18 protein-coding genes are annotated in these 23,472 nt (G+C 59.5%); 15 read left to right on the top strand and 3 right to left on the bottom strand.

What is annotated here, in order from left to right; translation table 11 throughout:
• Nucleotides 1–62 precede the first annotated feature (62 nt).
• A complete protein-coding gene (locus AC1DN0_RS10400; protein WP_441632822.1) occupies nucleotides 63–968 on the bottom strand; it encodes a transporter in 906 nt (301 codons plus the stop codon).
• 495 nt (nucleotides 969–1,463) lie between these two features.
• Between AC1DN0_RS10400 and AC1DN0_RS10395 the strand changes: the two genes are divergently transcribed.
• A complete protein-coding gene (locus AC1DN0_RS10395) occupies nucleotides 1,464–2,237 on the top strand; it encodes a YbaY family lipoprotein (protein WP_441632820.1) in 774 nt (257 codons plus the stop codon).
• 10 nt (nucleotides 2,238–2,247) lie between these two features.
• On the opposite strand, the gene AC1DN0_RS10390 is transcribed toward AC1DN0_RS10395, so the two are convergent.
• Together AC1DN0_RS10390 and AC1DN0_RS10385 are read right to left on the bottom strand one after the other, a co-directional pair.
• The gene (locus tag AC1DN0_RS10390) at nucleotides 2,248–2,442 is read right to left on the bottom strand and encodes a hypothetical protein (protein ID WP_441632818.1); all 195 of its coding nucleotides are present in this window, start codon (nucleotides 2,440–2,442) and stop codon (nucleotides 2,248–2,250) included.
• Entirely contained in the window at nucleotides 2,439–3,680 is a 1,242-nt protein-coding gene (locus AC1DN0_RS10385) for a hypothetical protein (RefSeq protein ID WP_441632816.1), read from the bottom strand. The genes AC1DN0_RS10390 and AC1DN0_RS10385 overlap by 4 nt, the downstream gene beginning before the upstream one ends.
• A gap of 510 nt (nucleotides 3,681–4,190) precedes the next feature.
• Between AC1DN0_RS10385 and AC1DN0_RS10380 the strand changes: the two genes are divergently transcribed.
• The 14 genes from AC1DN0_RS10380 (at nucleotide 4,191) to tssJ (ending at nucleotide 23,457) form a co-directional block, all read left to right on the top strand.
• Nucleotides 4,191–4,748 (top strand): hypothetical protein, encoded by a 558-nt coding sequence (locus tag AC1DN0_RS10380; RefSeq protein WP_441632815.1) that lies wholly within the window; start codon nucleotides 4,191–4,193, stop codon nucleotides 4,746–4,748.
• 770 nt (nucleotides 4,749–5,518) lie between these two features.
• Nucleotides 5,519–6,310 (top strand): GntR family transcriptional regulator, encoded by a 792-nt coding sequence (locus AC1DN0_RS10375; protein ID WP_441632813.1) that lies wholly within the window; start codon nucleotides 5,519–5,521, stop codon nucleotides 6,308–6,310.
• A gap of 224 nt (nucleotides 6,311–6,534) precedes the next feature.
• Nucleotides 6,535–7,368: a tripartite tricarboxylate transporter substrate binding protein gene (locus AC1DN0_RS10370; protein WP_441632811.1), complete on the top strand. Its 834-nt coding sequence runs from the start codon at nucleotides 6,535–6,537 to the stop codon at nucleotides 7,366–7,368.
• Between the two features lie 546 nt (nucleotides 7,369–7,914).
• Nucleotides 7,915–10,272, top strand: coding sequence for a type VI secretion system Vgr family protein (locus AC1DN0_RS10365; RefSeq protein ID WP_477111398.1), 2,358 nt, complete (start codon nucleotides 7,915–7,917; stop codon nucleotides 10,270–10,272).
• Between the two features lie 2 nt (nucleotides 10,273–10,274).
• Nucleotides 10,275–12,701, top strand: coding sequence for a glycoside hydrolase family 19 protein (locus AC1DN0_RS10360; RefSeq protein WP_477145693.1), 2,427 nt, complete (start codon nucleotides 10,275–10,277; stop codon nucleotides 12,699–12,701).
• 3 nt (nucleotides 12,702–12,704) lie between these two features.
• Nucleotides 12,705–13,277, top strand: coding sequence for a hypothetical protein (locus AC1DN0_RS10355; RefSeq protein ID WP_441632805.1), 573 nt, complete (start codon nucleotides 12,705–12,707; stop codon nucleotides 13,275–13,277).
• Nucleotides 13,278–13,775: 498 nt separating this feature from the next.
• Nucleotides 13,776–14,471, top strand: a complete 696-nt coding sequence (locus AC1DN0_RS10350) for a hypothetical protein (protein WP_441632803.1) — start codon at nucleotides 13,776–13,778, stop codon at nucleotides 14,469–14,471.
• Between the two features lie 28 nt (nucleotides 14,472–14,499).
• Nucleotides 14,500–15,072: a hypothetical protein gene (locus AC1DN0_RS10345; protein WP_441632801.1), complete on the top strand. Its 573-nt coding sequence runs from the start codon at nucleotides 14,500–14,502 to the stop codon at nucleotides 15,070–15,072.
• A gap of 48 nt (nucleotides 15,073–15,120) precedes the next feature.
• Entirely contained in the window at nucleotides 15,121–15,891 is a 771-nt protein-coding gene (locus tag AC1DN0_RS10340) for a hypothetical protein (RefSeq protein WP_441632799.1), read from the top strand.
• A gap of 5 nt (nucleotides 15,892–15,896) precedes the next feature.
• The gene (locus tag AC1DN0_RS10335; RefSeq protein WP_477102576.1) at nucleotides 15,897–16,157 is read left to right on the top strand and encodes a PAAR domain-containing protein; all 261 of its coding nucleotides are present in this window, start codon (nucleotides 15,897–15,899) and stop codon (nucleotides 16,155–16,157) included.
• A gap of 176 nt (nucleotides 16,158–16,333) precedes the next feature.
• Nucleotides 16,334–17,515 (top strand): hypothetical protein, encoded by a 1,182-nt coding sequence (locus AC1DN0_RS10330; protein ID WP_441632795.1) that lies wholly within the window; start codon nucleotides 16,334–16,336, stop codon nucleotides 17,513–17,515.
• Entirely contained in the window at nucleotides 17,496–21,098 is a 3,603-nt protein-coding gene (locus AC1DN0_RS10325) for an ImcF-related family protein (RefSeq protein WP_441632793.1), read from the top strand. Before AC1DN0_RS10330 ends, AC1DN0_RS10325 begins: the two co-directional genes overlap by 20 nt.
• Nucleotides 21,095–22,897, top strand: a complete 1,803-nt coding sequence (gene tssF / locus AC1DN0_RS10320) for a type VI secretion system baseplate subunit TssF (RefSeq protein ID WP_477145692.1) — start codon at nucleotides 21,095–21,097, stop codon at nucleotides 22,895–22,897. The genes AC1DN0_RS10325 and tssF overlap by 4 nt, the downstream gene beginning before the upstream one ends.
• Nucleotides 22,897–23,457 (top strand): type VI secretion system lipoprotein TssJ, encoded by a 561-nt coding sequence (tssJ, locus tag AC1DN0_RS10315; RefSeq protein ID WP_441632789.1) that lies wholly within the window; start codon nucleotides 22,897–22,899, stop codon nucleotides 23,455–23,457. Before tssF ends, tssJ begins: the two co-directional genes overlap by 1 nt.
• Nucleotides 23,458–23,472 lie beyond the last annotated feature (15 nt).

The raw sequence follows: 23,472 nt of genomic DNA, 5'->3' as shown, positions 1-23,472 counted from the left end.
TTTTCTCTTCATGTTTATAGTTCTTTGTCGTTATCGGTATTCACGGAAAGGGTGTCGGCCCACTACCAGGCGTGGTTGTAGTTGATGGAAAACACTTTCACATCCGCAGCGCCTGCAGGCGTGCTGACGGTCTTGAGGTAGGACATCGAGACGGCATCCGTGGGGGTGAAATTGAAGCTTCCGCTGACACCAAGCTTCAGTGTGTCCTGTGCGTTGTGTTGCTTGACGCCGTTGATCCTGGTCTGCCCACCGTTGCTATAGACCATGTCCACCGCCGCCCACAGCGCGCGGTTGAAGCTGTAGCTGTAGTGCGCCTCCAGCGTCCCCAACGGTTCTTGCTGAAGCTTTCCGTGGCCATCCGGCTTGTAGTATTCACTGTTCTCCGTGTAAAGCGAAACATTGCCATTGACGGACAGCATCGAGTTGCCAAAGGGATAGTTGAATGCAAGCTGTGGCTTGACTACCCAACGATTTCCACCGAAGTTGACCGGCTTGTTCCGGTCATACTGCCCGACGGGCACGGTGAGGAAGACTGCCGCGGTAAGAAGCGTCTGTGGTGTGGCCTTGGCAAATGCCTCGCGCGTCATTGCCGGCGCGCCAAACAGGTTGGCTGCCAGCACAACGGTCAGGTCTCCCACGCCGTTCTTGCTGAACTCGCGCGAAGCCAGCGGAGCAATGGAACTATCGATGGTGGCTGTCGCCCAGCTGTAGGGCAGCAGGAACTGGATGCCGCCGGTCTTGCCTGCAACCGGAAAGGAATACGCATAGCGGACCAACGCCATGTTCATGGTGGTGTCAACACCTTGCACTGGAAGGGTCGTGTCGAGCTGCGTGTTGGACTGAACATGGTTGTAGTAGAGATAGACCAGATTCGTGTCGATCGGGAGATTGATCCAGTCCCGGGCACCATCGGCGGCCGCAATGCCAGGCAGCAGGAAAAATAACAACGCGGCGGCCGAAGGCTTCAATCGCACGGCATCGAGATGGCATTGCCATGCAGGCCTGTGTAAAGTGCGTGTCTTTGTTATATTTTTGCTACATTTCATTGCTCGTTTTCCCAGTACACAGCGTACGGGATGAACGGCTGGGGTAACGCTTTTTCGCATGAATACTCCCAATCGGATGCGAAGTGAAACTCAATACGTGATCATCAGTGGGTGACCGGTTGATTCAGGACCGAGTGAAGGGCCGTCATTGTACTTTGTGCTGCCGGCCTGATTCCCGCTGCATTGTGTGATCGCGAGTTTTGGGGAATAACCGCGAGTTTGATGCCCGGCAAAAGCGTTACGCCAGAAGTGTGTTATGTAGGCCTATTGCATCGACGTGGACGCTGCGGAATCCTGAAACGGAAGGTGCAGGCTCGACGCGTGGCATATAGTCAGCAGTTGTCCGGAAAACTACATAGTCGTGATTGCGTGAAGGCTTCACGAGTCAACCCAATGAACCCGAGAACGGAGAAAACCATGTCGAAGAACCCCGTACGCCAAACTCTTGCAGCGATCGTTGCCGCCCTGGCGTTGCCTGCGCTGGCCGGCACCGTGACGGGCACGGCGGCTTATCGCGAGCGTATCGCGTTGCCTCCCGATGCCGTGTTTGAAGTCACGCTGCAAGACGTATCGCGCGCCGGAGCGCCAGCCAAGGTTATCGGCCGCTCCACGCTGGATCCGGCGGGCCAGCCACCCTTTCATTTCGGGGTTGCCTACCAAGACCAGGCGATTGAACCTGGCCATCGCTACGCCGTGCGGGCGGTGATCCGGCAGCACGGCCGGTTGCTGTTCACCACCGACACGCATGTCCCGGCGCTCGACGGCAGCAATGCGCCACTCCAGTTGCAGCTGGTATCGGCTTCGAGGGGCGAGGGGAAACCATCCGCCCAGGTGCCTGACAGTCCGTTGCGCGGGACTTACTGGAAGCTCACGCGGATAGGCGATGCGCCGGTCAGCGTGGCGGAGCACCAGCGGGAACCGCACCTGATCCTTGCCACCGACGAAGCGCGACTGTCAGGCAATGGCGGCTGCAACAGCCTGATGGGCGGCTTTGAAGTCGATGGGGACCAGCTTCGCATCAAAGGCCTGGCAGGCACCATGATGGCCTGCGCACAGGGCATGGCCCAGGAAACGCAGATCCTGCGCGCCCTGGAAACCGTACGGCGCTATCGCATCGCGGGCCACCAGCTCGATCTGCTCGGGGCCGACAATGTCGTGGCGGCGCGCTTCGAGGCCGTGGCGCAGCGCTAGAAGAGGCTGTTCATCGGAAGAGTGTGACGAGCGTGACTTCATCTTTGCGGGTCGCAGTGCGCATCTGTTGATGCTGTGCCCATGGCGGGCGGAGCACGCAGTTTGTCACCAGGATGGTAGCCACGGCCAGGCCGAGCCCATCGAGAGCGAGAAGTGCTCCGAGGCCGGGGACGATGCGCACAAGGGCCTTGGTGCGCGTAGTCATCTAAGGCCCTCCGCCGCAACACGCTCGGCGAGCGCAGCCCATCGTTTCGGGCTGTCTCTCACAACATGGGCATAGTAGAAGTGCCCCTCGCACTTGCCGGCGAGCATCTGGCTCTCAAGCATCGGCACCGATTCAACCAGCTCGCGCCAAGGCATTCCGGCGTAGATCGGGTCTCCGAACGGCTCCAGATCGATAACGATGGTCTTGCGGATGTTCTCGTGGTTGCGCAGGTGTGAAAGGAACCCCGCCTCAATCGGTGAGCCCACCAGTACCAAATGGTCGATCACGTGGCCGGCACGGGCATATGACCATGCGGTTTGCGCGGCCAGGAGAGAGCCGTAGCTGTAGCCGATCAGGTTGAACTGCGGAGCCTCCATCGCTATACCGCCCGCAATCGTCCACTCGCTGTCGTCGCGCGAGCGGATCGGCATTCCCGAATGGATAGCGTCAAGCAATGTGCCAGCGAATTCGTTTCCATTTGGCATGGCTGCGCCAGCGGCATGGGTCAGCCCAGCGAAGCAGTGCGCAATCCCCGCCTTCCGGAACGCATCGAGCAGCGGCTGAACATATCCGCCGTCCAGCTCGGCACTGCCCCAATACAGCGTGCCGCGGGGCTGTAACAGATAGACCTTGACCGGCGCCCGGTCCTCGATAGGCGTATGTTGCACCTTAACCGTCTTGATCGGCCGCATCAGGCGCCCGGCCCCCAAGATTTCGATCTTCATGGTCGATGCGGTGTCGCTGGCGACGCGCTCACTCATCCCCTGTTCGTCAGTGCGGCCGTCAAACGTACCCAGCTCACCGATGAGGCGATATCTCACGCGCGCCAACGGTTGCCCCGTCTGCTCGTTGATGAGCTGGATCTGTTGGTCGTACTGCGGGTTGGATGCCGCAAATATGCTCTGTGCGGGGGAGATGGCCGCGGGTGCGCCATTGCGTGCGCCCATATCGTCGAACCATTTTTCGCCGGCAAGCAGAGCAACAATGCGCGGCGGCGTCGGGCACCGGCACAGGACAATATCGCCGTCCAGGGCAATCTCGCCCATGAACTGCATCCGGCGTGGCCCGCCGGCCTTGGCAATCGTGCCAGTGCTCTTGCAGGCTTCGCAGTATGCCTGGCCTCCGATCATCGCTGTCTGGCGAGCGGGATCGCCAAAAGTGCAACCTCGGCCTGGAGAGGGCAGGATCCTGCCACCATCCTCCAGTTCGTCGTTAACGCAGGCAATTCTTCGCTTCATGGCTGGGCCTCCCAAATGCCGATGGGCCGCTTGTTCTTCTGCATACGCTCTCTCTCCGGATGGGCTATGTGCGCAAATGTAGCCCCGATTTGAGCGTAATGCCTCATTGGAATCAATGGGACAAGTACTAATTTTTTTTAGCGCCTTATAAAGAATAGCGATAGTGGAAAAAATCGTTATGAAAGATATGATTCATCCGATTCCTTTAATCATTTACTCGTCCTATCTGTGTCGTAGATTTGCTACATCCATGGAAAACAAGATTGATTGAATAGGTTATGCGAACCTTGCAATGACTGAAACACTGAAACCGAGTAAAGTATGGGCGTCTCAGCCAGATTGAGATTTTCCATCTTGACGAGTTTTGTTCTTGAAGGGAACCCATCCATATCGGATGAGATTTCCGGAGCAAATGCCAGATAGATTGGACCGGCGCGAGATCGACCGCCACGAGTCACAGGCCGTCAACGTTTTTCGTCAATCGATTTTGTCAGATCAAGGAGTGCAGGCATGGCCCTGGAAGGTTTCAAGCGAATTCAAGAATTGAGGGAAGAGGAAGCTAAACTGGGTGATAAGCTCATTGCCCTCCGGATCAAAGACAGGCAGCGGATCCTCGACGAGCTAAAAAAGGAGTTTCACGTCTTCCTCGGCGGGGAGGGTTTTTCCGTGTCGACACACGGGAAACAGATTCGCGCAAGTTACGGTGACGCCGTACTGACGCTGGATGTCCCATCCGCATCGGCTGCCTTCCTCGGGGCTATTTCCGTGCTGAAGTTGTCGGACTCACGGCTGCCGCGTCAGAAGTGGGTTCTGTCGGTCGACCCGGGCAATGTGCGGGCACCGCGCCCCACCGCGGTGGTCCAGATGCTAAGCAGCGACGAAGTCGAACGCCTGCAGGGCAGGGTAGATGAACTGAAACAAGGGCTATTGAATTTCCAGCCATGGGAATATTCCATCCAGTATTTCCGTGAAACCAATGGCGCTGGCAACGCTGCAGCGAGCAAAGGCGCGCAGGTCGTGACCACGCTGACGGAAGCACTGACAGGTATTTTGGAGGGCAAGGACTAACGGACGCGCGACCCTGGTCAACATCGGTTGCTGCCGGGGCTACCAATTGGCGCAGCAGCTCCGGGTCACCTTCATATGGGCACAGTGCGCATGCCTGGTGCTGCAAGTCGGATTTCACCCGAAGTGGGGCACTCAGCTTGATGTACACGGGTTGATGTCGATGCCGGTGAGTGGCACAAGCCGTCATTGGTTCATCTATCGGTGCCGTCGGCACAGGCTTGCCGAAATGGTCGGGCGCCAGCGCGATCGGAACCGGCGGCAACCAGTCCGCACAGACCGGCGGCGACCGGGCGGGGCCAGGTGCCAGCCCAGTGCATACGCCGCCCCCAGCAGCGCATGCCAGTGCGCATCGTGCCATGAGGGGTTCCGGCGCGGGCCACGCAAGTCAAATCGGTGTAGCCGTACCATTTCGTCTTCTGATGTGTATCGGGCTCCAGCACGTCACACATCCCCGCGATGAGGGAGTGGACGCGAAAGCGCACTGTTGTCGATGCCAGGAAAGCTAGGCTGGACTACAACGCTACAACGCCCACACGAACCCCGCTTTTGCCGGCAACCGTCCTCCATTCGGCTAGGTCAGTCCTGTAGTCTGGGCGATACGGGGCCCCGGGTGCAGCCGCAGCGATCGAAGAAGAATATATGAAATTGATTGTCAATCGTTAGAGTTGAAAACAGAATAAAACAAAGGTAAATAGGATTATTCCTATTCTATTAGGAAAAGTACGATTTTATTCAAGTGGACTTGACTTGTTGTTTGATAGAAGAATAGTATGGCCAAATATTTTAGTGATTTTTATTTAATGAAATCTGTTGCCTCCTCCGGAATCCCTGCTGAATTCGATGATGCTTTGCTCGTCGGCACCTCACCGCTCTGGTCGAGAATCGCTGGTTCGCTGAAGGCGCGTATCTTGGCTGGTGAGTGGGCGCCAGGTACAGCGATTGCAACGGAGAGCGCTTTGGCACAGCACTATCGCGTCGCGGTCGGAACTGTGCGCGCGGCGATTCACGTGTTGGTGGACCAAGGCATGCTCGAGCGGGCGCAGGGCCGCGGGACCTATGTGAGAGGTGCCCTATACGGGGCCTTTATGACGCGATTTCTTCGCTGTGATGATGACAGCGCAGAGCTTCCGCAGTCTCGCATCATGTCTAGGCAGGTCTTGCCCGCACCGGTCGACGTGGCCGCGAAGCTAGGGTTGGAAGAAGGCGCGCAGGTAGTGCACTTGTCACGGCAGCGCAGTTGGAAGGGAATGGTCCGATTGCTCGAGACCATTTGGCTGCCGGAGGTGAGATTTCGCGGGTTGTCCGTACTTGAACCCCGCGAATTCCCCGCTCTGTTGTATCCGTTTTACGCGGTACGTTGCGGGGTGACGGTCTGTCGAGCCGTCGATGATCTGAGCTTTACCAGGCTAGGCGGACGCGAAGCGGAACTGCTTCGTGTGGCTGAGCACCACCCGGCATTGTCGGTAACTCGTGTTGCGTTCGATATGGCGGATAAGCCTGTGGAATATCGCCTGGCCTTGGGTAACGGAGACGAGTTTCAGTACCGCACCGAGACTCGTTGAAGGCCTGTCAACCCCGATGGTGTTAAGCGGGACCTTCGCGTTATAGCGGCCCGCTCGGGAAGTAGCCGCAAATTGATTGGAGACCTATGCGATTCGCAGTCTGTGCATCTATAGCCGTGCTTTGCTGTGGCCTGATCGGTAGCCACGCGCAAGCGACGGCATGGCCGACGGAAAAACCTATCCGGTTAGTCGTGGGCTATCCACCGGGCGGAGGTGCTGATGCAATGGCACGCCTGCTGTCGCCTCTTCTCAGCCAGGAACTGGGGCAAAGGGTCACGGTCGACAATCGCCCTGGCGCTGGGGGTAGGATTGCCGCGGATCTGGTCGCAAAAACGGATCCGGATGGCTATACGCTGCTGCTGGATGCATCATCGTTTGCGATCAACCCGGCCCTGTACAAACGACTGCCTTATGACCCCATCGGATCGTTCGTGCCGGTATCGTTGATTGCCTTGTTCCCGAACATCCTGGTCGCGAATCCTGGTTTTCCTGCATCCTCGGTGGGTGATGTGGTGTCATTGGCTCGCAAGGAGCCAGGTCGAATTGCCTATGCATCAGGTGGGAATGGGACCGCACAGCACTTGGCTGGTGCGATGTTTGCGCAGTCCATGGGAATCGAGTTGCTACATGTCCCCTACAAGGGCGGCGGCCCGGCCTTGGCTGACGTCATTGCCGGTCAGGTCCCGGTCTTCTTCGCCAACACGGCCTCCGCCTTGCCTCATATCCGCGCCGGAAAGCTCCGCGCGCTTGCCGTGACCGGCGACAAACGTGTCGCAGCCCTGCCCGGCACGCCGACCATGGCAGAAGAGGGAGTGATGCGCTATGAGGTGTACGAGTGGAACAGCGTGTTTGCTCCTGCCGGCACRCCACCCCACATCGTACAGCGTCTTTCGGAAGCGATTCGCAAGGCAATGAGCGAGTCCGAGAGCCGGGAACGTGTGAGTAACCTCGGCGGTGCGGTCGTGGCAGGAACGCCATCGGAAGCATCTCGGTTTATCAAGGTGCAGATGACCGAGTGGGAGAAGGTCATCAGCCGCGATCGAATTCAGGCCGATTGAATTGTGTTGCAGTCGCGAGGTGGCGCCGTGAGGAGAATCAGGAAACTGGCCGCAAGGATTGCTATGGTGTGCGCAGATAGCGCAATACCAGCCCCCGGTTGTTGCGCTTCATCTGGCGATAATGCAGCCGGCCCGGCGCCGAGGCGATCCATGCGCAGCGCGCGTGCGCGTTCGCGGCGGGAAAGAATTCCAGCGTCTCGGTGCCCTCGAGTATGGCGCGCGCCTGCTATGGTGCGGATTCCTGTTTCGTACAAGTCGATGATCATCCGGCGATGATCAACCATCCCCGCTAGCCGGCCTCCCATCGGCTGTCAATACCAAACGGGCCTTGTTTAACCGAGGCTCATCAACCGATGGAAATGCGTTGGCTATCTGGCTCTCCAGGCTCCCCCGCCATTGGAAAACGCTTCGTCAGTGGATGGCGCCAGATTCGGACTTGTCCGATAGACAGCCCTTGATGTGGTGAGCTAGCCTGTTCCGCTAGATGGCACTGGCACACGCAGCGCGTCCATGCCGATCAACGAGAAACCGGATTTCACTGCCGCCATGCGAACCCTCATTGACGTTTTGCAGCATCCGAGTGCCAGGCTGACCCAGCACCTCGGTCTCTCGGTAGCCACGCTCACCTCGCCGCTGGATGTTCTGGAGTTCCGTCTTGAGGAAGGGTTCAACGAAACCTACGTGGCTGACATCACCGTCACGTCGATCGACAAGGCGATCGACGGCGCGGCCTGCGTGGGGCGTCGCTCGACCTTTACGATCGACGAACGCGCCGCGATCCCATCGTTGCCGGGTCTGGTCGACCCGGTAGTCAGTCCTGCACGCACGGTCAATGGCGTGGTGACGCAATGGGAGCGTCTCAGCACAAGCCGTGACGAGTCCACCTACAGGCTGCGCATCGAGCCACGTGTTGCCCTGTACAGGCAGGTGTACGACTCGGGAATCTTCCTGGACAAGACGCTAAAGGAACTGATCGCCGAGTCGATCATCGACCGCCACCTGATCGAGTCATTCGACGTCGAGTTCAAGCTGGAAGGCGTCGAGGAGCGCTTTGAGCAGACGGTCATGTACGAGGAGACCGTCTGGAACTTTGTGTCGCGCTATTGCCGGCGCGCCGGCATCTTCATCTACTTCAAGCAGGGCCGCAAGGGAGACGGACCACAGCGCGACACGATCGTATTCGGCAACTCGCCCCGCGGCTACGTGCGCGCGCTCGAGGTGCCGCTGATGCCGGTTTCCGGCCTCTCGGGCAACTGGCACGAGGCGGTGCTGTCGATCAGTCCGGTCCGCAAACTGGTGCCGGCCGTGGTCGAGTTACGGGAGCAAAACTACCGTACGCCTGGTGATCCGCTGAAGGCCGAGTCGTACGTCGCGCGCGACGACCACTCCGTGTACGGCAGCGTGAACCGCGGCACCGAGCACCACCACACGGCAGAGGTCGGGCAGATGCTGGCCGACGCCAGACGCGATGAACTGATCGCCCGGCAGACCACGTTCAGGGGCACGAGCAACGTGATCGGCATGATGCCCGGCATGGTGGTGCGCCTGACCAACCACAAGATGCCCGAGGCCGAATACGGTGTCGTGATCACGAAGCTGGTCACGACAGGCAGTCGCAGCCAGCCGGTCATCAACACGTTCGAGGCAACGCCCTCGCATCTGACGTATCGCCCTGAGTACGTCCCTGAGCGGGACTGGCGCAGGATCGGCGGCACGCTGGTCGCCACCATCGAGTCGGGCGACGACGGCCCTTACGCGTGGCTGGACGAATACGGCCGCTACCGGGCACTGCCGCATTTCCAGCGCCGCACGGGCAAGCGGGGCGTGAACACCATGCCGCTGCGCCTCATGCGCCCAAGCGCGTCATACCAGGGCGGCTTCCATTCGCCGCTGCTGCCGGGCACGGAGGTCCGGCTCGAATGCACCAACGGGGACGTGGACCGCATGTATATCGCCGGGGCGCTGCATGACTATGCGCACCCGGACATCGTACATGGCAAGGCGGGCTGGCACAGCCGCGCGATATGGCGCTCGCCGCTCCATGGCGCGAAGATCCGCTTCGAGGATCTGAAGGGCCACGAAGGCGCGAAGGTCGCGACGGTCTACATGAAGTCGTCGGTCAGCCTTGGCTATCTGGTCGACAGCCAGAAACAGAAGCGCGGCGAGGGCTTCGAGATCAGCACGCAGGGCTGGGGCACCGTGCACGGGGCGAAGGGCCTGATGCTGTCAGCCGACGGCTTGTCGAGCCCGAATGCCCCGCAGCTTGAGATGCAGGCGGCGCTCCAGGAGCTTCAGTTGGCCCTGAGCCGCGTGACCGCGCTGGTCGACACCACCACGCAGGCGAAGGCCGTGCCCGCCGACAAGGCGACCCAGGCGAGCCTGAAAGACGCGCTGGACCAGCTCAAGAGCGCAGGGCTGATCGCCAGCGCACCAGGCGGCATCGCGCTGGTGACCCCACAATCGATCCAGCAGGCCGCCAGCGCAAACGTGATGGTAAGCGCCGGCAGGCACGTTGACGTGAGCGCGGTAAAGCGCTTCACGCTGGCCGCCGGCGACCTGATCTCGCTGTGCGCGCACAAGCTCGGGCTGAAGATCTTCGCGGCGAAGGGCAAGGTCGAGATTCAGGCACAGAGCGACGCGATGGACCTGTTTGCCGACAAGCAACTGCGGGTGGCAAGCGCCAGCGCCGACGTGTTGGTTACAGGGCGCACGAAGACTGTCATGGCGAGCGGCGGCGCCGCGCTTACGATCGAGAACGGCAATGTCGTGTTCCACTGCCCGGGCGATTTCAAGATCAAGGCAGCATCGTTCACGTTCGAAGGCCCTGCTAGTGTCAATGCCCCGTTGCCAGCGCTTCCAAAAAGCAATTTCAATGCAACGAATTCCTACAACATATCGCGCTAAACATGCTCATCAGCCCTCCATTCCTTCCCGCTTCGGGCCTGACGTCTGACGGCATGTCCGCCAGTTCCGGCGATGTGCCGAAACGATATCCAGTTGATCCCATGATGGACGAAGTGGACGGATACGAACTGGCACACGGCATCTATCCGGTTGCCTTTGATCGCCGCTGGCATACCGGCGTACATCTGTATCCCAGTAACCAGAATCTTGAGGTGCGGGCAATTGCCGACGGTGAAGTTGTGGCATATGGCGTGAGCCAGAAGCCGATCAGCGATGGTGTGCAAAAAGCGGATGGAACGCCTGAACTGAACAGCAATACGGGCTTTGTGCTGCTGAAGCACACGACAGAGACCGGCAACGGTCGCAAGCTGACATTCTATTCGCTCTACATACATTTGATGGATCTGGACGAGCAGAACAGCCGAGGTCTTCCGCCGATCCCGGCGCCAGCACACTACGCGTTTCCATCCTGGCTGAAGCACTCTACAAAGGGAGCCGTTTCCGGCGAGGGACAGAAAGTTTGCAGAAAAGATGTCCTTGGTTACGTGGGCAAGTGCCATGGCATTCCGTACCTGCACTTCGAGATTTTCATGATGCCGGATGACTTCACCGGACCCCACGGGTATTTCGATGCAACCCAGCTAGGACAGCAGCAACTAGTCACATCTACGACCTCAGATTGTTGGGGAAGTACGTACTATGTGATTCGTGGTCCGAGCACCTTCCTGCCGTCGCCGGTCAATCCTTCGCCCGATGGTAACTCCAAGATTCACGGCATAACGTTCGCTGGGCAGCAGGCCGGAACACTTGCCGATGGCCAAACCTTGTATGTCGAGGCGTTTTTCGACCGCGGCCAGCGCTACACCCGCTCATGGCTCGATATAGGAGACGGAACACCGCTCCGACCGCTGACACTTGATCCCATGCCGGATGCGTACGCGGATTATGAGTACGATCTCTTCAAGCGGGCAACGGCGTTGTATCCCGCTTGCCCTGCGGACGGCTATGAAATGCAGCGCTTCGGGCGGGTTCTTAATCCGTCGATTACGTTACAGGCTGCCGGCGATCGCCGCACTTGGATTTCCGTGGTATTCGACACTGATGGCAAAGCGGGCTATATCGATATTAGCGACCATAAGGTTATAAAAACCTCTGACGCTGATTTTCCGTTCTTCATGAACTGGAGAAAGGTCAGTGACACTAACAGCCCATTTGACAGTGATGCGCTGTGCGATGTCGATGCCTTGAAGCAATTGCTGAACGATGTTAATGCGTCTTCCGCCTCCACCACCGCTCCGGCAGCGACTGTTACAAGCGCGTCGTCTGTGGTGCCCAACCCGAAGGAATGGAGCAAGGACGATGAACTGCGCGGCTATGTGATGGCACATGATGTTCGCGCCAAGCTGCGTGGTTTTGTATGTGAGGCTCCAAGCGAGTGGGATAGTAAAAACAATGAAACACGATACGCAAAGATCACGGATCAAGGTGGATTTTACGAAAATAATCCTGATGGGTATAAGAAATTTATCGATTTTCAGGTGAGATTACAATTCTGGGATGCAACAGGACTCCCTCCAGCACAGAAACTCTGGTTTTTTCACCCACTTGAATTCATCCGCCATTTCAGGAAGTGCGGGTGGCTGAACATCCGAGAACTGGCTCAGGCTATTCCAGCTGGATCGAATCGCACGATTCAATCGTTATCGAAAATTTTTAAAGATGGACGAAACGATAACAGCGGTCGTGTGGTGCGACCAACCAATCTTTATCCTGCGATAAGTGTCTGTATGAATAGATATGGAATTACATCGAAGCCAAGAATGGCAAACTGGTTTGGGCAAACGCTGCATGAAACAGGTCTCTATTCTTCTATGCGGGAGAATGGCTCGGTGGCTTACCTCACGAATTATTATGAGGGACGATGTCATACGCCAGTTCAAAGATTGATTGGCGGTCAGATGAAAACACTGTCCCCTCTCGGGAATTGCGATCCCGGGGACGGCGTACGTTTTTCCGGAAAAGGGATGATTCAGCTGACGGGTGGGGATAATTATCGAAATTATAGCAAATATCGTGGTGGTGCGAATTTCGCAACTGACCCAGGCCCGGAAAGCGTGATTGCAGAGGCTTATAATGCTTGCGATGTGAGCGGATATTATTGGGCCAGCAAGCAGAGATACCGTTATAACGAGAATCACGTCCTTGTTCCGTTGGGGAAATTAGGCATTAATTATTGGGTCGAAAGAGTATCGTYTGATGAGGATATTGACTCGACAGCGTTAGCCAGTGCGATCAGAAATGTCACGCTTTGCGTGAATGCGCRGGCGGTTGGGTTTGACGAACGACTAAGGCTCACAAGACACGCGTATTCGTATCTTTCCGATATGGTCGATGGATTTTCAGTTGACTTCAAGCTGATAATGGATTGATTGATGAAATTATTCTATTTTGCCGTGCTTGCGCTGATGTGTGCGGTTTCATCCTCCACCGCATTTTCGGAGTCGAGGTGTAATTTTGAGTTGCCTGAGAGCAGGGAATTTAAATTTAAGATGATTTCTGATTGCTATTATGAAATAGAAAACCACACTAATTATGGTGGGGATAATTATCTCTCCCTTGATGATAGGCATGGCATTGATTCCGTGATATCAGATGCTGACAGATTATACTTGGATGATGGGAGGTACTATTTTTCATACGAAGAAATCGATGGCCAGAATTTTACTCGACACCAGATAGAAAATTATCCGGCTCGGCACGTATTTGTCAGTGGAATGGAGGGGTATATAGGTGAGTGGGTCGGATTTATGCAGATGCTGCCTAAATACAAGAGGAATGACGGCTATTCACTGACCGCAAAATGCGTATCAATTGCGCTGGGCGATAAAAAAAATGTCCTGACAACAAAATTTTGCGCTCCAAATACATCTTCGGGGAATATTTTTATTAAAAAATATGAGGCTCTAATTTTGAAAGCTAGGCTTGCCAAACAAGTAGGTCAGTAGAGAGTGATGACGTACAACCCATTGTGTTATGCACATCTTTTGCCCAATTTCCGAGCACATCGTTAGGAGGCTCATTGACAGAAGGGTTTCCGGGCTGCGGTGGCCGCACAGAGTGGTGCCCGGGCGGCGTCGCTAACCGCGCGCGCGGTCCTTGGTTCTGGTTTGGCGCGGCGGGCCCGCCCAACGGCTTGCTCCTTCTCGCACTTGGTATTGCACGTGCCGGATACGAGCAATCACAGCTACCGCTGTGTTCACGTCATGGTTGGCAACGAAAAAATGATGGCCCAATTAGGAGGTGTGTGTCTGCTACGCAAGCGCGAGCTTAGCCTGGAAAGTGGCTTCAGTTACGACCTTTTTATGGAAATGCTTGGGACGCTCCGTTTTATGGAGTAACCGAATTCAGAAATATTCGGAATTCATGATGAAAAATACTTCCGGAGATTTCTGGAAGTATATGTGGGCAGACAATGCCTGCTCCACTGAGATAGGAAAGGATCCATGATTCGGCGCATTATCGCAGCATGCGGGCTGCTTTTATATTCGATCGCCTATGCGCAATCGGCAACTGACGCGGCTCGTCTTCGCAGCATCGGAACTAATCGTACTTCTTCCAAAGTGGAGGAGCAATGTGGCATGTCATTGAGAACTCCGGCTTTGAAAAGCGTCTCTGATCAAGTGATTGGGTTCGGGTGCACCAGTTCATATAAAAACAAGGACTATGCCGTCATGGAAATGGATTTTCAATACGATCCGAACTTCGACCCCCGTGGGGGCGATAGCGTTGCCTTCATCGTCGAAGAGATCGGAATCGAAAGAAAGTTGACTGCTAAAGGTCACAGCGTATTCCGATTGAAACCCGGAGATAGCCTGCCGACGCTGGTGATGAGTTCAGCATACCAAACATCAAACTGCGGTGACCCGGCAATAAAAACCGAGGTAAGGCCGATCCAGGGCAGTAACTGGCATGGCTGGATCGCTGAGGAAACCTTTGCCAAAGCACGTGGACGTTGCAAGCCAGAGAAGGAGTACACATCACGCTATCGCTGCGTTCATGTCATGGTTGGCAACGACAAGATGACGGCCCAATTAGATGCCGTGTGCCTGCTACGCAAGCGCGAGCTTAGCCTGGAAAATGGCTTCAGTTACGACCTGTTTATGGAAATGATTGGGACGCTCCGTTTCATGGAGGAGTAACTGTGAAAGTCGGGTGTGTACGGAGTTTATGCAGACGGCGTTTGGAAATACCTATGGGAAGGCAATTTTTACTCTTGGTCGCCCCAGTATTCGGCTCAGCATAAAAAAAGAATTGATGACCATGCGCATGATCGATAGATTGCTCCTCGTTCCGTTGGTTTTGGCTTCCTGTGGCGTTTTTGCGGAAGATTCGACAATCGCATTCGCGCCGACTCCAGCTACGAGGGCCATCTTGAGAGTCGACGGTCATTCAGTAACCTTCGCTATTGTGAACCCCGAGAAGAGAGTTCATCGTGGAGAAATTGGCGTCGACACGGAAAAACCCATTCATGTCGCAGTCGATGACTATAGCTTTGATGGCCGGAAAGGGTTTTCCATTTGGTCTGTCGATGATGGGATGGGTGTTTATACAATCCATAGGGTTTTTCTTTATTCAATTAACAACTCTACGTTTGTGGAAGCGTACCCGGCGTGTGGATATCGGTTTATCAACCTGAAGGTTGATAAAAAGAGGAGGCGGCTTATTAGTACGTACTACGAAGAAAATATCCCAAGACTGTGCATGACCCGTCTGCCGAAAGTCGGAAAAGGAATGTTTTAATAAAAGCAGGTAAATGATCTGGGGCGAGCAATGCGAAGCCGTATTCGAATGGGCGAAAAACTGGGAAGTGGCGATGAGAAATCGATAGCCGCCTCAGGCGTGTTTGGGCGACGGGGCTCACGTGGCAGGGCGACGATCGCCAAGGGCAACGCGTCGCTTCCGGGCAAGGACGGCAAGCCGATTGCGATACGTTTTCGATGCGTCGCTATTTTGTTTTTGATGTGGATGTGCGGGCTTTTTTGTGCTGAATCGATCACAGATAGAGATTTCAGTATCGAGGTAAATTCTGAGCCGGAGATTGTTATAAAAGGGCCCGGCTATCGGAATCGATGCTTGGTCGAAAAAAAGCCGCTTGGTATAAGGTTGAGTTCTGACCGGGAATTGGTGATTGTGTCGGGGACTTCATATATTACAGTGGATAAATTGATGCACTGTAAGCCTGAGGTGGTCGTTCGCGCAAAGATGGCGGCTCCCCATGTCGGATTTTTATCAGACGTAAATCTGCGGGCTGGTATTTATGCATCTCTTGTTCCCGTTTCCTTGAATCCGATGAGTTTCCTGGCGGTTGTTGCGAAAATCGGTAGCGATAAAAATATCGTTAATTTGCCTGGGTTTTATATGGCAGGCATGCGTTCGTCAAAAATGCGGAGGGAGGCATCTCCAAGTGTATCGCCAGTGATTTCGCTCGATGGACGTTATGTTTCTCTTGGTTTGCATAGTTGTGGATCTAATGAATACGTCGACGTTGTTGACATTAAATCGAGTAAATGGACTCGGATTGAACGCGCATCGTGCGAGAAATCATTCAACTTTCAGTGATTATTATGAGATCCCCTATTCGCGTCGGTGACGCATTGGAAAACGGCGGTTCCGTAACGACCGCCTCGTCGGAAATGATGTTCATGGGCCGGCTTCTGGCGTGCCTCGGTGACGAGGCACTCTGTGCGCGGCATGGGAGGACGACGATTGCCGAGGGCAACGCCTCGTTTCCCGGCAAGGGCGGGAGGCCGGTCGCGATGCACCATCACCGCTGCGCGTGCGGCTGCCGGTTGCTTTCGTCGCTGCAAAACGTGAATATCGCCTGACGATGGCGGTCGATCTGGCAGCGGTGGGCTTGCCGAGTGCGTACCCCGCGAACAAGCCGCGCCTTGTGCCGTGGCTTATCGGCTGGGTGCTGTGCTGCGGGATTGGTGGCGCGGCAGCGCTGTTGCTGTGGCCGGCGGGCACGCCCGCGCGCGGCCCGTGGTTCTGGTTCAGCGTGGTGGGCCTGCCCAACGGCTTGTTTCTTTTCACGCTTGGCATTGCGCGTGCCGGATATGAGGCGATCTGGTTCCGGGCGCACTACCGGAATATGCACCGGCGCCAATGGCTGAGTCACCGCGTGCGTTATGCGCAGCAGCCGTTGCAGGTACTTGGTGTTGGGTATTGCCTGCCGCTCAAGAGCGAGCCGCTTTCGGCTGCCCTTGCCGGGACGATGATCTTGATGGAGGCACAGTCGCCGCGCACTGGTGCCGGAACGATCGTGCATAGCCGGTTTACAGATGACGATCCGCTGTTTGCGGAGCCGGACGAAGAGGAACCGGCGCCGTTGACGGATGAAGACTTGGGGGACGCCGCCGGACAGCAGCCGAGCGTTGCGCCCGCGCCCACGCGTGAGCAAATTCCGCCCGTCGTGCGGATGCTTGCCCAGACCCTCGACACGCTCGGCCCAAGCCTGCATGCATTGTCGCAGTACGGCGCGACTTATGCGCCCGCCGTGCGGGTGCTCGCGTCCGCGGAGTGCGCCGATACTCGTGTGCAACAGGTCCGCCACGCCCTGCGGATTGCCGGATTGCCTGCGCTTGAGTGCATGGCGGTGCCGGCCGGCAATGGCCTGCTCGTAGCCGATGCGTGGCTCGACGCTGGCGAGAAGCGGCCGCTGCTGGTGATTGCCGCGCAGTGGCACGATGCGCCGCCTGCTGGCAGTACCGAAGGCGGCGTCGCCGTACTGCTCGGTCCTGGTGTGTTTCTGCTACCTGAGCCGGTCAAGGTCATGGCGACCCTGCACCGGCCGGTTGCAGGCGAGCTGGATGCGCTCGCTGATGTGCTGGCGAACGCCGTGATGTGGGGCAACGCCGAAGCCCCGGCCGTCCATCCCGCCTGGATCAGCGGGCTGGACGCCTCGCACGATACGGCTCTGCTGTCTGCACTCGGCAGCGCTTCGCTGAGCGGCATCACAAAGCTGGAAACGCAGCGCCGGCCCGATAGCGTCATCGGTCACGCGGGCGCGGCAGGCGGCTGGCTGTCGATTGCCGCCGCCGTTGAGTCGGCGAGTGCCGGCCCGCACCTGATCGTTCACACGCCCGAGCACACACAAGCCGCGCAGGCCGCCATCCTTTATGTGAGCCCCGCAGCGGACCCCACAACGGACCCCACTTCGCCGTATGACGAATCCAACGAATAACCTCAAGGCATTGGCACCGCGCGACGACTCTTCCGGCACTTCCGGCTCCCTCGTCACCTGGGGGCTGGTGGTGGCCGCCGTCGCGTTGGCCGCACTTGCCCTCGGTCTGGTCTGGCTCAAGGGCGATCAGTTCAATGTGCCGACGCTGGACGCCAAAAAGACAGCCTCGATCTGGATTCTCGCCGTACTGGCTGGGGTCTTGATCCTGCATCCCGTCGCACTGGGACTTGGCGCGTACAGCGTGGCAGGCCGGCTTTTTCGCCGGGAGACCGGTAGCCAGCAGGAGGCCATCAAGGCCACCTCCGCGCTCAAACGCGATGCGCGCCTGCAGTACCTGTGCGAAGACCTGCGTGCCTCGCACGGCTGGTTCTGGCGCTATCGGCTGCCGTGGCTGCTGGTGAGCGGCAGCGATACGCTGGTCGATACCGTAGCCCCCGGTCTCAAGCAGGCGGGCGTGATGCATATCGCCGATGCCATCCTCGTGCATGCTGCGCCTGACGGCATGGATGCGGGGCTGTGGCGCAAACAGGTCAGGCAGTTGAGACGCAGGCGTCCGGTCGACGCCGTGGTGCAGGTGGTGCGCACGGGTGAGGCCATCCGGCCCGACGCCGAGCTTGCACGCACGCTCTCGACTATCGCAACCGAGCTCGGCTGGGCCGCGCCCGTGACGTTCCTGCATCCGGTGCCGACGACCGGCCGCCAACCCGAGACGTTCCAGGCCATCGGCGCCTTCCTGACGGGTTCATGCCACCGTCGTGCTCCGGGGCCTGCCAATGCACTGAACGACCAGCTTACGATGCTTGAACAGCGCACGGGGACGATTGGCGTGCCACTGTGCCACGAGTCGACGCGCATGCCGTACCTCGCGCAGGTATCGCAGTACATTGGCGGGCAACGCGAGCGGATCGTGGCCAGTTGGGATACGTTGATGGCCTCGAAGTGGCTTCGCGCACCGCTGCAAGGCGTGATGTTCGCGCCGGTGTTTGCCGCGAGCCAGCCGGTTGCAGTACCGGTTCTGACGCCGGCCATGGCCGCGTCGGCTGAAGTAGCCCGGCCCGACGTCTCCAGCATGGCGCTGCGTGAGCAGCCGGCCTCGCTACTGCCCACGTGGCAGGAGATTGGCCGCAGCCTGCGCCGGCATCGAGGCAGGCGCATCGGCTTTTACTGGCCGAACGCGCTCGCCGCGCTTGTCACCGTGGCAGCGATCGGCTGGTGCGTGGCGATGACAATCTCGTTTGCCGGCAACCTGCAAGGCATCCGGCAGGCGCGGGCGAGCGCCGATGCAGCCGACGCAGCCGTTGCGGCCGCGCCCGGCAGCCCGGCTGCCCTGCGCGCGCAACTCGCGCTGCAGCAGCGCATTGAGATGCTGGAGTATCGGCAGCAGCATGGCGCGCCGTGGCATCTGCGTGCGGGCCTGAACCGCAATGACGCGATGCTCGACGAGCTGTGGCAGTCGTACAGGACGGTCGCCGAGCGCAACCTGCAGCGCCCGGTCTTGCAGACCCTGCGGGCCACGCTCACCGATCTCGCGCAGACGCGCGCCGATGCGTTGCAGAGTCACGACGCGCAGCGGCGCGGCTATGACGCGCTCAAGGGGTACCTGATGCTGGCGGAACCGCGCCGCACCGATCCCGCGTTCCTGACCGGGTTGATCGTCTCCGCATGGCCCGCACCGGCTGTGATGCCGGCCGGCGAGTGGCTGGACACGTCGCAGCGGCTCGCCAGCTTCTACGCAGCCCACCTGAAGGCGCACCCGGAATGGCGCATCAACGCGTCCGATACCCTCGTGGCCGAGGCGCGCAACACACTCGTCAACCAGATCGGCCTCGCGAACGCCGACGACACGGTCTACCAGAACGTGCTGGATGACGTGCGGGGCAAGTACGCGGATGCATCGCTCGCGACGCTGCTCGGTGGCGCAGACGCGCGTGGGCTCTTCACCACGACGCGCACGGTGCCGGGCGTCTTTACGCGCGCGGCGTGGGACGGCATGATCGCCGAGTCGATCGACAAGGCCGCTCGCGAACGGCGCGTGCATGGCGACTGGGTGCTGGCGAACGGGGGCGCGGCACAGTCGGTGGCGGCGACCGTCGCGCAAGGGGCCGTAATGACGAGCGCACGGCAGGAGCAACGCGCCACCGACGATCTCAAGGCGCGGCTGACCGAGCGCTATTTTGCGGAGTACACGGCCGCATGGCAGGGCATGCTCAACAGCATCCAGTGGCAGCAGGCGGCGAACCTGAACGATGCGATCGACCAGCTCACTCGGCTGACGGACGCGCAGACGTCACCGCTGATCGCGCTGATGCGGTCCGTGCAGTATCAGGCACAGGCGGGTCGTCCGCAGCAGGCGCTGGCCGACACACTGGTGCGCAAGGCGCAAAGCCTGATCGGCAGCGACGACAAGGCCCAGGCCGCCGCAGTCCATCCTCTGGACAAGCCATTCGGGCCGCTGCTCGCGCTGATGGGCGACGGTGGCGGCAGCGCTAGCGCTGGCAGCGGAGATGGTCACGGCGGGAATGCCGCCAGTGCCGCCACGACGCTGAACGGGGTGAGCCTCGCGCGCTACCTGACGGTCGCCACCACGATGCGCCTGAAGCTCCAGCAGGTGGCGGCGAGTCCCGATGCGCAGGTGATGGCCCGCTCGCTCGCGCAGGCCGTGTTCCAGGGGAAGCTCTCGGAACTCGCACAGGCACAGGATGACGCAGCGCTCACCGCCGCGAGCCTGGGCACGCAGTGGTCGGGCTTTGGCGACGCGCTGTTTGCGCGACCGCTCGACACGGCCTGGCAGACGATCCTGCAGCCGGCCGCCGCGAGCCTGAACGAGGCGTGGCGCGTGAGCGTCGCTGCACCGTTTGCGACCACCTTCAGCGGCCGCTATCCGTTCTTCGATACGAATGCCGATGCGTCGTTCGCCGAGCTGGGGCGCTACGTGCGGTTCGACACGGGACTGATCGCGCGCTTCGTCACGACGCAACTGGCCGGCGTGCTCAAGCCGCAAGGCGACCAGTGGGTGCCCAATGAACTGGCGCCGCAGGCGTTGCAGTTCGATCCCGCGTTCCTCGCCGCGATCCGGCAGTTGTCCACGCTTGGTGCCCAGATGTACGTGCAGGGCGATGCGGGATACCGCTTCGAGATCATGGCATTGCCGACCCCGAACGTCACGCGTTCGGCGCTGTCCGTCGACGGCAAGCAGATCGTCTACTTCAATCAGCGCGAAGCGTATACGCCGCTCGCGTGGCCCGGCAATGGCCTGAACGGCCACGCGGGCTTGACGTGGCAGTCGGTCAATGCCGGCACGCGCCAGGCGTTCGAGTCGACCGGCGACTGGGCCTTCCTGCGCCTGCTGGCGAAGGCCGAGGTCCAGCCGCTCGACAGCACGCGCTATGCACTCACGTGGAAGGCGTTGGACAAAGATACGGACGGTGAGCCGCTGCGCTACGTGCTGCGCACGCAGGTTGGCGCGGGTCCGCTGGATCTGCTCAAGCTGCGCGACTTCAGGATGCCCGAGCGCGTCTTTATCGTCGCCAAGGCCGGGACGGCGCCGGTTCTGCCTCCATTGCGACCGGAGATGACACCATGAGTGACGAAGACAATCCGCTGCTGAAATATTACGACGCCGAGATGCGCTATCTGCGCGAGGCGAGCAGGGAGTTCGCCGCGGCGCAGCCCAATGCGGCGCGCCGGCTGGGCCTGACGAGCCTGGGTGAGCGCGAAGACAGCGTGGAACAGCTCTACCAGGGCTTTGCGTTCCTGATGGCGCGGATGCGCGCGAAGCTCGATGACGCGCTGCCGGAAATCACCGACCCGCTGATCGACAACCTGTGGCCGCACGCCGGGCGCACGATTCCGTCGCTGGCGATCCTCGAATGCGTGCCGCGCGCGGGCGAGGCACGCGTGCTCGGCACGCTGCCCGCGGGCTCTCAGGTGCGCTCCAGCCCGGTCGGCCCCGAGGGCACTGTGTGCGCGTACCGCACCACCCAGCCCGTGCGCCTGCTGCCGCTCGAGCTGGTGGAGGCGGCCCCTGCGGTGCGCGCCGACGGCCGCACGGTGATCCGCATCGCGTTCGAATTGCTGCATTTCGACCAGCGCCCGCTCGATGACCTGGCGCGCATCCGCTTGTACCTGCATGGCGACCGGCCAACCGCCTCGGCGTTATATGCGGCGTTGACGCGCCAGGTCGACGCGATTGCAGTGCGCATGGCGCGGGTCCATGATGGGCGCCCGCAGCCACTGCCGCGCATGACGATCGAGGTGGCGGGCTTCGGTCCTGAGACGCGGCTCTGGCCGTCTGACCACGAGCGGCGCAACCGGGAGCTGGATCGGGAGCAGACGATGCTCGAGTACTTCACGTTCCCCGAGAAATTCCATTTCGTGGACCTGTGCGGCTTCGATGCGGCGAGCGTGCCTCCGGGCGAAACGCGTGTCGAATTCGAGGTCCTGCTCAACGGGCCGCTCGCCGGCGACGTAGCGTTTGGCACCAGCAACCTCCGGCTCTTCTGCACACCGGTGATCAACCTGTTCGAGATCGATGYGCAGCCGCTGCAGCCCAACGCGCATGATCGCGACTACCTGGTGCGCGCGCCGGACGCCGACGGCGCGCACATCGAACCCTACGATGCGCTGTCGGTTGCCGCTACCGACCTGAACAGTGCGGAGCAGCACGCCTACCGGCCCTTCAAGACATTCCAGCACCGCGGTGGCATGCTGCGGCACGAGGCGCCCGAACGGTACTTCCATGCGTCGCTGGGCTTTGGTGTGACCGGTGGCCGCCAGATGTGGATCACGCTGGGCGGCCACGTATGGGACAAACTCGGGGACGCCCCCGGCAGCCCGCCCGATACGCACGTGAAAGTGCGCGTGCTGGCGAACAACGGCACGTTGCCGCGCATGGCGCTGCGCGAGTCGACGATCACCGCGCTCGCATCGAGCGCGGGGGACGTCGGCAGCGTTCGCAACCTGACGCAGCCCACGTTGCCGCTCTATCCGCCGAGAGGCAGGCAATACCCGTGGCAGGTCATGTCGCACTTCTCCGGTCACGAGTTCAACACACTGGACACGGATGTGCTGCGCGGCGTGCTTGCCCTGTACGACTGGACCGGGCTGGACGACAACGCGAAGCGCATCGCGGCGATCCGGCGCGTCAGGCTTGAGCAACAGGGCGTCCTGCGGAAACAGGGCATGCTGCGGGAGTTCGCCATTCATGTGGAGATTGATCCGGCGGCCTTCGCTGGCCCAGGCGACGTGGTGCTGTTTGGGGACGTGCTGAGTCACTTCGTCGGGCGCTACGCCAGTCTTCACTATTCGGTGCGGCTCGTGCTGGTCGCGAACGGCAAGCAGACGGGCTATCCCGCCACCGAATTCACCGGATCGGGGTTCTGATGGCAGTGAAACACGCGACGTACGTGATGTATGCGACATTTCGCTGGGTGTGGCGATCAGCGGCCTCCCTGGGGCTGGCAGGGATGGTCACGCTGCTAGCCGGCTGCGGTGCCTGGCAGTCGGTCAAGGACACGACAGCGGCGGCTACGAGCGCGGTTTTCGTCGCGAAGGTCAAGCAGATGAACCTCGTGATCGTGAGCCGCAGCGCGCTGAATCAGGATGAGCGCGGCGTGTCGTTGCCGGTCGTGCTGCGTATCTATCAGTTGAAGGACTCCAAGGCGTTTGAAACGGCCACCTACGCGCAACTGCTAGAAGGTGCCGGCGACCCGCTGAAAACGGATAGCCTCGGCCGCACGGAAGTGACGCTTGGCCCCGCCGCAACGGTCAGCCTGTCCGAGCCGATGGCTGACGATGCGCAATACGTCGGCGTCGTCGCGTTTTTCCGTGAGCAGTCGAGCGCCGAATGGCAACTGGTGATTCCGAAGGCGCGATGGAAGAAGGGCGATCCGGTGAAGCTCGCCGTCACGGACAACCGGCTCGAACTTGAGCCAAGGCATTGAACGCTTTGAAGCAGA

The sequence above is a fragment of the Cupriavidus sp. 05N39 genome, from assembly GCF_056397325.1.
The sequence above is the reverse complement of the archived record's forward strand: the minus strand, read 5'-3'. Positions and strand labels throughout refer to the sequence as shown.